This window comes from Azospirillum soli, assembly GCF_017876165.1.
In the GTDB taxonomy this organism is placed as follows: domain Bacteria; phylum Pseudomonadota; class Alphaproteobacteria; order Azospirillales; family Azospirillaceae; genus Azospirillum; species Azospirillum soli.
Map to the genome: position 1 here is coordinate 199,923 of NZ_JAGINQ010000012.1, position 11,499 is coordinate 211,421.

The window sequence follows — 11,499 nt, forward strand, 5'->3', positions numbered from 1 at the left end:
ATGCTCCCCCTCGCCCACTCGCGCCCCGCCGAGGGCACCAGCTTCCCGGCCGTCGCCAATCAATCCGACGTCACATGGCTGGTGGCGGAGGAGGTGCCGGTGGCCTTCGAGTACAACGGCCGCGCCCACGCCGTGATGATGGCCACCCCGGCGGACCTGGAGGACTTCGCCCTGGGCTTCAGCCTGTGCGAGGGCATCCTGGGCGCGGCGGATGACATCGACAGCATCCGCGTCCGGCATGCGGCGGACGGCATCGTGCTGTCCATCGGCGCCGACCCGCTGCGCCTGCTCCGGGGCTCCCTGCGCAGCCGGACGCTGGAGGGGCGCAGCGGCTGCGGGCTGTGCGGGGTGGACAGCCTCGCCAACGTGGTGCGGGAGATGCGGCCGGTCCGCGCCTCCTTCACGCCGGACGCCGGGGCGGTGGCCGCCGCCTTCGCGCGGCTGGCCGATCACCAGCCGATGAACCGCGCCAACCGCTCGCTGCACGCGGCGGCGTGGTGCGATCCCACGGGCCGCATCCTGATGGCCCGCGAGGACGTCGGCCGGCACAACGCGCTGGACAAGCTGGCCGGCGCGCTCGCCTCGGCGGGGCATGACGTGTCGGCCGGCTTCGCCGTGCTGAGCAGCCGGTGCAGCTTCGAGCTGGTGCAGAAGGCGGCGGCGGTCGGCATCCCCCTGCTGGCGACCATCTCCGCCCCGACCGGCCTCGCGCTGACCCTCGCCCGCGACGCCGGCATGACGCTGGCCGCCCGCGCGCGCGGTGACGGCGTGATGCTGTTCCGCTGAACCGCGGCGCTCGCCGGCGGTTACGCGACCAGATGGCCGGGGTGGCTGTAGACGACAAGGCGCTGGCCGCGCGCGAAGCCGGCCAGGGTCAGGCCGCACCCCTCGGCCAACCGCACCGCGAGCGCGGTCGGGGCCGAGATGGCCACGAGGCATCCGATGCCGACCGCCGCCGCCTTTTGCACCATTTCGAAGCTGGCGCGACTGGAGGTCAGGACGAATCCGTTGGTAGCGTCGGTGCCCGTGCGGGCGAGCCAGCCGACCAGCTTGTCGAGCGCGTTGTGCCGGCCCACGTCCTCGCGGATCGCCTGGATCGTGCCCATCCGATCGACCCAGGCGACGCCGTGAACGGCGCCTGTCAATTGGTGCAAACGCTGATGCTCGGCGAAGTCGGCGAGCGCGCGGGACACGGCGGCGGCCGGCACGGGGGCGCCGCGCGTCACCGTGCCCTTGACCCGCGCCACCGCTTCCAGCTTCTCCACCCCGCACATGCCGCAGCCGGTGCGGGCGGTCATGCTGCGGCGGCGGTCTTTCAGGGCCATGAAGCGTTCCAGCGGGATGTCCATGTGGACCTCCAGCCCGTCGCAGCCTTCCCTGACGGCGATGTCGAACAGCTCGCCCGGACCGGCCAGGATGCCTTCCGACAGGCTGAAGCCCAGCCCCAGATCCTCCAGGTTCTCGGGCGAGGCCAGCATCACGGCGTGGGAGATGCGGTTGTAGACCAGCGCGACCGGGACCTCCTCGATCACATGGTCGTCGCAGGCTTCCGCCCGCCCCTGCTCCAGGCGCAGGACGGCGGTGCGGTGGACGGTCGGGAAGGCGGTCCCGTCCGAGGGGCTGGTCAGCATGTCGAGCGGCATGTCGGTCTCCTTCGCCGCGCCGGCCCGGTCGGACGGGGCCGGCGCGGCGGTTAATAGGTTCAGGCCTTTTTGCCGGTCGTCTCGCGGTACCAGCGCGGGTGGTGCTTCTTCGCCCAGGCGTGGGTGACGACACCCTCGACCATGGCGCGGATCGTGCCCTGGACCCACAGCGCCGCGTAGACGTGGACGATGATCGAGGCGATCAGCACCACCGCGCTCGTCGCGTGGACCAGCAGGGCAATGCGGATCACCGGGATCGGGAAGGACGCGGCGAAGTAGGGCCGCCATGCGATGATGCCCGAGCCCAGCAGGGCCGCCATGCACAGCACCATCACCCAGAACATAGCCTTCTGGCCGCCGTTGTAGCGGCCGATGTCGCCGACCTCGTTGCCCTTCATGACCTCCTTCACCGCGACCATCCACTTGACGTCCTCGCGGTTCAGCAGGTTGTGGTGCCAGTAGCGGAAGAACTGGCGGGCGAAGGCGACGAACATGACCACGCCGACGAAGGGATGGACGATGCGCGCCAGCTCCGGCGTACCGAACACGCCGGTCAGCCAGAAGAAGGCCGGGTAGAAGAAGGCCAGCCCGGAAATCGCCAGCAGCACGAAGCAGACCGCGACGACCCAGTGGTTGATCCGTTCGGCCGCGCTGTAACGCCGAATCAACTTTTCCTGGGGCAGTTTTTCCTTCATGACCGGTCCTCCTCGCGGGCGTCCTCGTGGGACTCGTCATCGGCCCGGTTGGGACCGACGGTGATGTAATGGAAGAAGCCGAACAGGCCGGCGGCGGCGAGGCCGACCGTCGCGAAAGGCTTCAGGGCGCCCTTCCACAGGCCGACCGCCATGCTGATCGACGGGTCGTTCGGCAGGCCGGAATACTGCTCGGGCTTGTCGGCGTGGTGCAGCACGTACATCGTGTGCGTGCCGCCGACGCCCGGCGGGTCGTAGAGGCCGGCGTTCGTGTAGCCGCGGCTCTGAAGGTCGGCGATGCGGGTGGCCGCCACCTCCTTCATGTCCTCCTTGGAGCCGAACTGGATGGCGCCGGTCGGGCAGGTCTTGACGCAGGCCGGCTCCAGCCCCACCGCCACGCGGTCGGAGCACATGTTGCACTTGTACGCCTTGCCGTCCGTGGGGCTGAGGCGCGGCACGTTGAACGGGCAGCCGGAGACGCAGTAGCCGCAGCCGATGCAGTTCTCCTGGTTGTAGTCGACGATGCCGTTCTTGTGCTGAACGATGGCCCCCGGCGACGGGCAGGCCTTGAGGCAGCCGGGATCGGCGCAATGCATGCAGCCATCCTTGCGGATCAGCCACTCCAGCTTGCCGTTCTCCTCCACCTCGGCGAAGCGCATGACGGTCCAGGCCTGCGACGACAGGTCGGTCGGGTTGTCGTAGACGCCGACGCAGGTGCCGACGTCGGCGCGCAGCTCGTTCCATTCGGAGCAGGCGACCTGACAAGCCTTGCAGCCGATGCAGACCGACACGTCGATCAGCTGGGCGATCTCGGCGGGGTTGCGGGCCTCCGGCGACGCGGTCGGGCTGGCCGAGCGGCGCTGGATGTCCAGGGATGGCACGGTCATGGCGTCACGCTCCCACGATCTTTTCGACGTTCACGAGGAACGCCTTGTATTCCGGCGTCTGGGTGTTGCAGTCGCCGACGGCCGGCGGCAGGGTGTTGGACAGGTAGCCCTTGCGCGCCACCGTCTCCCACCCCCAGTGCAGGGGAATGCCGATCTGGTGCACGGTCTTACCGTTCACTTTCAGCGCCTTGACGCGCTTGGTGACGACCGCCTTGGCCTTGATGAAGCCGCGCTTGGAGCTGACCTTGACCGTGTCGCCGGTGCGGATGCCCTTCTCGACGGCCAGCGTCTCGCCGATCTCCACGAACTGCTCAGGCTGGGCGATGGCGTTCAGCGCCACGCTCTTGGTCCAGAACTGGAAATGCTCGGTCAAACGGTAGGTCGTGCCGACGTAGGGGAACTGGTCGTGCGTGCCCAGGCGCGCCTTGTCGGCAGGGAAGATGCGCACCGCCGGGCTGGTGATCACCTTCGGGTGCAGCGGGTTGGTGCCCAGCGGGCTTTCCATCGGCTCGTAATGCTCCGGGAATGGGCCGTCCACCAGCTTGTCGGTGGCGAACAGGCGGCCGACGCCCTCCGGGTTCATGATGAAGGGGTTCATGCCGCTGCTCGGTGCCGCGTCGATCTTGAAGTCGGGCACGTCGGCGCCCGCCCACCGCTCGCCGTTCCAGGCGATCAGCGCGCGCTTCGGATCCCAGGGCTTGCCCGCCGGGTCGCAGGAGGCGCGGTTGTAGATGATGCGGCGGTTGGCCGGCCACGCCCAGGCCCAGCCCGGCGTGTTGCCGAGGCCGGAGTCGGAGTTGTCGCGACGCGCCATCTGGTTGCCGGCCTGCGTCCAGCAGCCGGCGAAGATCCAGCAGGCGGACATGGTGGAGCCGTCGTCCTGGAGCAGCGCGAAGCCCGGCAGCTGCTCGCCCTTGCGGGACAGGAACTTGGTCGGGTCCTTCGGGTCGGGAATGTCGGCCAGCGCGCGGCCGTTCAGCTCCTTCGCCAGTTCCTCCGGCGTCGGCTCATGCGGGTTCTTGTAAGGCCAGGACAGGTTCAGGACCGGCTCCGGCGCCTTGCCGCCTTCCGTCTGGTAAAGGGCGCGCAGGGCCAGGAACAGCTCGGCGATGATCTCCTGGTCGGTCTTGGCCTCGCCCGGCGGGTTGGCGCCCTTGTAGTGCCATTGCAGCCAGCGCGCCGAGTTGACGATGGCCCCGTCCTCCTCCGCGAAGCAGGTGGAGGGCAGGCGGAACACCTCGGTCTTGATGCCGGCGGTGTCGACGTCGTTGATTTCGCCGTGGTTGCGCCAGAAGGACGCCGTCTCCGTCGCAATCGGGTCGATCACCACCATGTATTTCAGCTTGGAGAAGCAGGCGGCGGTCTTCCGCGCGTCGGGGAAGGAGGTCAGCGGGTTGAAGCCCTGGACGATCAGGCCGTTGACCTTGCCGTTGTGCATCAGGTCCATGACCTGGAGCACGTCGTACATCTTGTCCCACTTCGGGAGCCAGTCGTAGCCCCAGTCGTTGTCCCTGGTGGCGGCGTCGCCCCAGAACCACTTCAGCAGGCTGACGAAGAATTTCGGCGTGTTGCTCCAGAAATTCAGCTGGCCGGGCTGCTGCGCCTTGGGCGTCGTCCTGGCGACGTAGTCGGCGAAGGTCGGGTGCGCCTTTTCGTTCGGCAGCGTCAGGTAGCCGGGCAGGCTGGTCGACAGCAGGCCCAGGTCGGACAGGCCCTGGATGTTGGAATGGCCGCGCAACGCGTTCACGCCGCCGCCGGGCATGCCGATGTTGCCCAGCAGAAGCTGGATCATCGCCATGGTGCGGATGTTCTGGGCGCCGACCGTGTGCTGCGTCCAGCCCAGCGCGTAGAGGATCGTGCCGACCCGGTCGCGGGCCGACGTCTCGCCCAGGTAACGGCAGACCGTCAGGAAGCCGTCCTTCGGGCTGCCGGTCAGGTCGGCGACGACGTCGGGCGTGTAGCGCGCGTAATGGGCCTTCATCAGGTTCCACACGCAGCGCGGATGCTGGAGCGTCGGGTCGGTCCTGGCGTTGCCGGCCTCGTCGAACGCGTAGTTCCAGCTCTTCTTGTCGTACTGCCCCTTGGCCGGATCGAAGCCGGAGAACAGGCCGTCCTCAAACCCGAAGCCCTCGTCGACGATGTAGGAGGCGTTGGTGAACGCCTTCACATACTCCCACTGGATCTTGTCGTTGGCGATCAGCCAGTTGATGATGCCGCCCAGGAACACGATGTCGGACCCGGCGCGGATTGGGACGTATTCGTCGGCGACGGCGGCCGAGCGGTTGAAGCGCGGATCGACCACGACGATCCGGGCGCCCTTCTTCTTCGCCTCAATGGCCCATTTGAAGCCGACCGGGTGCGCCTCGGCCGGGTTGCCGCCCATGACCAGGATGAAGTCGGCGTTGGAGATGTCCACCCAGGTGTTGGTCATGGCGCCGCGCCCGAAGGTCGCGGCCAGCGCCGACACGGTCGGGCCGTGGCAGACGCGGGCCTGCGCGTCGGTGCCGACGATGCCGAGCGAACGCATGAACTTCTGCGTCAGGATGCCCGTTTCGTTCGACGAGGCGGACGCGGTCAGCATCGCCGTGGACACCCAGCGGTTCACCGTCACGCCCTGGTCGTTCTTGACGACGATGTTGGCGTCGCGGTCGCCCTTCATGTGGCGGGCGATGCGCTCGACCGCCTCATGCCACGAGATGCGCTTCCATTCGCTGCTGCCGGCCTCGCGCACCTCCGGGTACTTGAGACGGTTGGGGCTGTGGACGAAGTCCAGCAGCCCGGCGCCCTTCGGGCAGAGCGAGCCCCGGCTGACCGGATGGTCGGGGTCGCCCTCGATGTGGACGATCTCCGCCTTGGCGTTCTTGGCGCCGTCGCCCAGGCTGTACATCAGCAGACCGCAGCCGACCGAGCAGTAGGGGCAGGTGTTGCGGATTTCCTTGGCGCGGGCCAGCTTGAACTGGCGCACCTCCGCCAGCGCGGTCGCCGGCAGGAAGCCCAGCGCCGCAACGCTGGAGGCAGCGATCCCCCCAGCCGTTACCTTCATGAATTGCCGCCGACTGACCTGCATGGTTCCTCCCGGTGAGCGGTGTCCTGACCGCGCCCAAGGCATGTTCCGTGCCAGCGGGGGAAGACCTTTGTTTCCTAGGGGCTTTTCAGAGTTACCTCGTAAGAATTGCGGACATTCTGTCCGAGGCGGATGGACAGAATGTCCAACCGGCACGTCAATCCCGCGACGGTTGTGTGGGCGCTGACGCCGGTGCACGGAGGGCTGAACCAAGTTCCGCACCCCCTCTCCGCCGTCATTCCCGCGACGGCGGGAATCCAGTTCGGACAAGCCCTTAAGCGCGGAGCTTCTGGATCCCCGCCTGCGCGGGGATGGCGGGCGGGGCACGGTGGTTCCCCGACGAGAAAGAGCCCGGACACCGAATGCGATCACGTGGCCGGTGGGCTTGTACGGATTTTGCAGAGAGCGGCGGGCGCAACCTCACGAGAGACGGCTTCCCATGCACCACCACCACGCTCCCGCCGCCAACAGCTCCGCAACGATCAGCGCGGCGATGGCCGAAGCGATGGACGCCGCCGGCCTGGAGCCCGGCCGGTCACCGGTGCCCGTGCGCCTGCCGAACGCGGCCGTTCTGTTCCAGCGCCGCGCCGAGCGTCTGCGGCGTCTCGCCCCCGGCCATCGGCTGTCCTCGTGGCTGGCCTTCATGGCGCAGGTGAGCGATGTCCAGCACGCGCTGGCCTCGGTCCCCGTGGAGGGTCCGGCGGTGCCGGAAGCGCGCTGGATTCTCGACCTCAAGGATCTGCGGAACCATCTGCGCGGCACGCTCCCGGCGACGGCGGAAAGCGCGCTGGACGCCTTGCCGTGGGAGGATGCCGAGGCGCTGAACGCGTCCGCCGCGCGGCTCATGGCCGGAGAAGCCCAGGCGGAGGACATCGGCGGCGCGCCCTTCATCGTCGCCGCCCTGCAGGTCGCCTGGACCCGCCACGCCGGTGGGCTGACGGCCGATGAGGTCGCCGCGTCGGCGGTGGCCAACCGCTGCCCGGTGTGCGGGGGCGAACCGGTCGCCGGCGTGATCCACACCGGGCCGGAGGTCAGCGGGCTGCGCTACCTGCACTGCGGCCTCTGCCACACGGCGTGGCACCATGTCCGCAGCGCCTGCGTGGTCTGCGGCGAGGGCAACCGGATCGACCTGCGGCTCATCGAGGCGGGGGATGGTTCGGGCTGCGGCCCGGCCGATCCGGCGCGCGCCGAAACCTGCGATTCCTGCAACAGCTATCTGAAGCTGTTCCTGGCGGAAAAGGCGCCCGACCTGGACCCGGTGGCGGACGACCTCGCGTCCTTCGCGCTCGACATCCTGGTCGGCGAGGAGGGATTCCAGCGGATCGGCGGCAATCCCTTCCTCGCCCAGCCGGGATAAGGGGTTCCGGTCAGCCGAACAGGGCGGAGGGCGGTGCCGCTTCGCCGGGCGGGTCGGCGAAGCGGGCCTTCCGGCGCAGCGCCACGGTGAAGGTGGTGCGGACGCCGGGCTGGCTTTCCACGGTGATGTGCCCGCCCTGGCGCTGGACGATGGCGAAGCTGATCGACAGGCCCAGGCCCGTCCCCTCCGACTTCTTCGTAGTGAAGAAGGGATCGAAGACGCGGCGGAGGTGGTCGGCCGCGATCCCGTGGCCGGTGTCGTGCACCGACAGGACAACGCCCTCCTCGTCATCCTCCGGGAACAGCGTGTCGCGCGTCTCCATGGTCAGCGTCCCGCCGTCCGGCATCGCCTGGACGGCGTTGACCATCAGGTTGATCAGCACCTGCTGCAACTCGCCCCGGCTGATCTCCACCAGAACCTTCGACGCGAGGTCGGTCTCCACCGTGATGCGGCGGCGGCCCATGGTGTGCCGGGTCAGCAGCAGGCAGTCGAAGACCACCGCGTTGAGGTCGATGGGCTCCGCCTGCCCGGCGAAGTCGCCCGGACGGGCGAACTGAAGCAGCTTGGCGATGATGGTCTGGATGCGTCGGGTCTGCTCGTCGATCAGGCGGATTTCATCCCGCACCGGATCGGCGGCGTCGCCCAGCACCTCGCGCAGCAGGTCCAGATTGCCCTGGATCACCGCGACGGGGTTGTTGATCTCGTGGGCGACCCCGGCTGTCAGCTGGCCGATGGCGGCCAGCTTCTCGCTCATCACCAGCTGGCGGCTGGCCTGCTGGAGCGTGGCGTTGGCGCATTCCAGCTCCGCCGTGCGCTCGGCGACCTTGCGATCGAGGTCTTCGGCGGAGCGTTGCAGTTCCAGCCGGCGGGCCGCCAGGGAGTCCAGAAGCTGGTCGAAGGCCCGCGACAGCCGCCCCAGCTCGTCGCGGCTCAGGATCGGCCCGGCGCGCGCCGTTTCGTCGCCCGCCTCGATGGTGGCGATCACGCGGTTCATCCGCTCCAGCGGCCGGAAGATGGACTGGGCGAAGCGCAGATCGGCCAGCGTCCCCAACCCCGAGACCACCAGGAAGGCCAGGAACAAACCGGCCATCGCGCGGTAAAGCGCCTCCTGCAAGGGCGCCTCCAGGAAGCCGACGTAGAGCATCCCGATGCGCCGCCCCTCGGTGTCGAGCAGCGGCTCGTAGCCGGAAACATAGATGTCGTCCACGACGAAGGCGGAGCCCAGCCACACCCGCCCCTCGTCCATCACCCGGCGGTACACCGCCGCCGACGCCCGCGTGCCGAGCGCCCGTTCCCCTTCGAACAGGCGGACGTTGGTGGCGATGCGGGTGTCGTCCAGGAACAGGGTGGCGGTGCCCTGGCTGCCCAGCGGCAGCGACGCCTCCTGATAGACGACGGTGTTGATGCGGTCCACGATGGCCTGGCTGCCGTTGAGCAGCACGCCGCCCTCCAGCACGCCGAGCAGTTCCCCGCCCAGCCCGACGATCGGCACGGCGGCGTGGATGGTCAGCGCCCGATCCTCAACGACGCGCGCGGTGGAGGCGGCGTTGCGCGTCGGCACCAGCGGAATCACGACGCGGGGCGGCAGGGCCGGGTCGATGGCGGCCAGCTGCTCCGGGGCGAGCACGTCCAGCCCATGGGTGCCGTTGCCATCCAGCGCCGAGCGCACCACCGCCCAGCCGGAACGGTCGGCGCCGGCCGACCGGGCGCCCGCCCGCACCCGCCCCTGCGGATCGAGCAGAAGCAGGAAGTCGAACCCCTGCCGCCGCGCCGTCTCGCTCAGCAGCACCGTCAGCCCGGAGTCCTCCGGCCGCTCCAGCGCCAGAGCCAGCCGGTGCGACGCGGCGAGCGCTGTCAGCCCGTCGCCAACCGTGGTCTGCATCCGGTCGAACACCTGCCGGGCGGTGCCGAGGTCGGCGCTGACCTTGTTGATCAGCAGCTGGTTGTAGCCCTGGGTGCCCCAGTACCAGACGATCAGCAGCAGCGCCGGCACCCCCAGCAGCAACGGCGCCAGAACCAGGGTCAGCAGCTTGTGGCGGACCGATCCGGTGAAGGGCGTCAGACGCTCGTCCAGCGCGGCGCGCAGGCGGCTTAGACGCCCCATTCGGCCCACTTCCGGTCGAGCGTCTTGCGCGACACGCCCAACAGGGCGGCGGCCCGCGCGCGGTTCCCGCCGCAGTCGGCCAGCACGGCCAGGATGTGGCGCTTCTCGACCTCGGCCAGCGTCTGCCCGCCCGCCGCCCCCGCGCGCTCGTGCGCGGCGGACACCGCCGGCCCCAGATCCTCCAGCGGAAACTCCCCGAACAGCAGCGCGCGCTCCACGAGGTTGCGCAGTTCACGCACATTGCCCGGCCAGGGGTGCGCGATCAGCGCCGCCTCAAGCGGCGGGTCGATGTTCAGCGGCGGCACGCCAAGGCGCAGCGACAGAACCCCCATGAAGCGCTGCGCCAGTTCCACCACATCGTCGCCCCGCTCGCGCAACGGCGGAACCCGCAGGGTCATGACGGCAAGGCGGTAGAACAAATCCGCCCGGAAGCGGCCGGCGGAAACCTCTGCCTTCAGGTCCCGGTTGGTCGCGGCCACCACGCGGACGTCCACGGGAAGTTCCTGCTCCCCGCCGACCGGGCGGATGCGGCGCTCCTCAAGGACGCGCAGCAGCTTCGATTGCAGCGCCAGCGGCAGTTCCCCGATCTCATCGAGGAACAGCGTGCCGCCGTGGGCGTAGTAAAACAGGCCCTTGCGCGCCTCCTTGGCCCCGGTGAAGGCGCCGCGCAGATGGCCGAACAGCTCCGCCTCCACCAGATCGGCCGACACGGCGGCGCAGTTCAGCGCCACGAAGGGCCGCTCGGCGCGGTGAGAGCGGGTGTGCAGGGCGCGCGCCACCAGCTCCTTGCCGACGCCGGATTCCCCTTCGATCAGCACGGTGGACGGCGACGGGGCGACCCGCTCGATCAGCGCCCGCAGGCGTGCGATGGCCGCCGACCGGCCGACGATCTCGTCGGTGGCGCCCCGCCGCTTGGCCAACTGGCGGCGCAGGAGGAAGTTCTCGCGCTGGAGGCGCGTGCGCTCCATGCAGCGGCCGATGGCGCTGACGATCTGCTCGACGCGAAAGGGCTTCAGGATCAGGTCGGCGGCCCCGGCGCGCAGCGCCTCGATGGCGGTGTCGATGTCGGCGAAGGCGGTGATCAGGATCACGTCGCCGCCGAAGCCCGCAGCCTGCAACGCCTTCAGCCAGTCGAGCCCAGACTGTCCCGGCAGGGCTATGTCGAGGATGATCAGGTCGACGCAGTGCCGCTCCAGATGAAGGGCGGCCTCCTCGGCGCTTCCCGTGGTGGCGACGCGCCAGCCACGCCGTTCCAGGCTGCGCGACAGGAAGTTGCGGATGCCCTCCTCGTCGTCCACGATCAGCACGGACGGCGCAACGGCCGGGTCCTCTGCGGCTCCGGCGGATGGAATTGCATCGTCGCTGAGCGACAGAGAATCGGCTGACATTCTGGGCTTTGGAGCACGGCGGACAGGGATATGACTTTTTAATCATATCGAACCGCAGTGATGTTTCCAGCGATTACCGCATCGTCGTCAGCGAGCTTCCGCAATCACGGCCAGCCGGTCGCGGGTGAACGCGCCAATCCAAAAGCACGCTTCAACAAAGACAGTCACGAATAATGCGAAACCGTCCGCTCCTGTTGGGAGCGGCCGGTTTCGGTGATTGTTGGGAAGACATGCAAGTGACGGTGCGTTGAGCGTTCGTTGTGTGTGGTTGTTGGTGTTGTGTTGTGCGCGTCGTGGCGACCTGGCGGCGACCTACTCTCCCACGTCTTAAGACGCAGTACCATCGGCGCTGAGGCGTTTCACG

The 11,499-nt window shown here is 69.0% G+C and carries 8 protein-coding genes; 2 read left to right on the top strand and 6 right to left on the bottom strand.

The genetic code is table 11. The features are described 5' to 3' along the window. Positions 1–786 carry a formate dehydrogenase accessory sulfurtransferase FdhD gene (fdhD, locus tag J2852_RS19420; RefSeq protein ID WP_209878558.1) on the top strand — a complete coding sequence of 262 codons (786 nt, stop codon included), beginning with the start codon at positions 1–3 and terminating at the stop codon, positions 784–786. A 20-nt stretch (positions 787–806) separates the two neighbouring features. Here fdhD (J2852_RS19420) and fdhD (J2852_RS19425) read toward each other — a convergent pair whose 3' ends face one another. Genes fdhD (J2852_RS19425) through fdnG form a run of 4 tightly spaced genes read right to left on the bottom strand, consistent with a single transcriptional unit; the run spans position 807 to position 6,289 of the window. Next, positions 807–1,643, bottom strand: coding sequence for a formate dehydrogenase accessory sulfurtransferase FdhD (gene fdhD / locus J2852_RS19425; protein ID WP_246499846.1), 837 nt, complete (start codon positions 1,641–1,643; stop codon positions 807–809). 59 nt (positions 1,644–1,702) lie between these two features. Continuing rightward, positions 1,703–2,338: a formate dehydrogenase subunit gamma gene (locus J2852_RS19430; protein ID WP_209878560.1), complete on the bottom strand. Its 636-nt coding sequence runs from the start codon at positions 2,336–2,338 to the stop codon at positions 1,703–1,705. Further along, on the bottom strand, positions 2,335–3,222 hold the full coding sequence (gene fdxH, locus J2852_RS19435; RefSeq protein WP_209878562.1) for a formate dehydrogenase subunit beta: 888 nt from the start codon (positions 3,220–3,222) through the stop codon (positions 2,335–2,337). Before fdxH ends, J2852_RS19430 begins: the two co-directional genes overlap by 4 nt. A 4-nt stretch (positions 3,223–3,226) precedes the next feature. Beyond that, a complete protein-coding gene (gene fdnG, locus J2852_RS19440; RefSeq protein ID WP_209878564.1) occupies positions 3,227–6,289 on the bottom strand; it encodes a formate dehydrogenase-N subunit alpha in 3,063 nt (1,020 codons plus the stop codon). A gap of 436 nt (positions 6,290–6,725) precedes the next feature. Between fdnG and J2852_RS19445 the strand changes: the two genes are divergently transcribed. Continuing rightward, positions 6,726–7,643: a formate dehydrogenase accessory protein FdhE gene (locus tag J2852_RS19445; RefSeq protein WP_209878566.1), complete on the top strand. Its 918-nt coding sequence runs from the start codon at positions 6,726–6,728 to the stop codon at positions 7,641–7,643. A gap of 10 nt (positions 7,644–7,653) precedes the next feature. Here J2852_RS19445 and J2852_RS19450 read toward each other — a convergent pair whose 3' ends face one another. Next, entirely contained in the window at positions 7,654–9,747 is a 2,094-nt protein-coding gene (locus J2852_RS19450) for a cache domain-containing protein (RefSeq protein ID WP_209878569.1), read from the bottom strand. Continuing rightward, positions 9,735–11,135 (bottom strand): sigma-54-dependent transcriptional regulator, encoded by a 1,401-nt coding sequence (locus tag J2852_RS19455; protein WP_209878571.1) that lies wholly within the window; start codon positions 11,133–11,135, stop codon positions 9,735–9,737. Before J2852_RS19455 ends, J2852_RS19450 begins: the two co-directional genes overlap by 13 nt. Between the last annotated feature and the right edge of the window lie 364 nt (positions 11,136–11,499).

What these genes read in the sequence shown, in the direction of transcription:
- fdhD (WP_209878558.1), top strand. Translation starts at nt 1, where the DNA reads ATGCTCCCCCTCGCCCACTCGCGCCCCGCCGAGGGCACCAGCTTCCCG.
- fdxH (WP_209878562.1), bottom strand. Translation starts at nt 3,222, where the DNA reads ATGACCGTGCCATCCCTGGACATCCAGCGCCGCTCGGCCAGCCCGACC.
- J2852_RS19445 (WP_209878566.1), top strand. Translation starts at nt 6,726, where the DNA reads ATGCACCACCACCACGCTCCCGCCGCCAACAGCTCCGCAACGATCAGC.
- J2852_RS19430 (WP_209878560.1), bottom strand. Translation starts at nt 2,338, where the DNA reads ATGAAGGAAAAACTGCCCCAGGAAAAGTTGATTCGGCGTTACAGCGCG.
- J2852_RS19455 (WP_209878571.1), bottom strand. Translation starts at nt 11,135, where the DNA reads ATGTCAGCCGATTCTCTGTCGCTCAGCGACGATGCAATTCCATCCGCC.
- fdnG (WP_209878564.1), bottom strand. Translation starts at nt 6,289, where the DNA reads ATGCAGGTCAGTCGGCGGCAATTCATGAAGGTAACGGCTGGGGGGATC.
- fdhD (WP_246499846.1), bottom strand. Translation starts at nt 1,643, where the DNA reads ATGCCGCTCGACATGCTGACCAGCCCCTCGGACGGGACCGCCTTCCCG.
- J2852_RS19450 (WP_209878569.1), bottom strand. Translation starts at nt 9,747, where the DNA reads ATGGGGCGTCTAAGCCGCCTGCGCGCCGCGCTGGACGAGCGTCTGACG.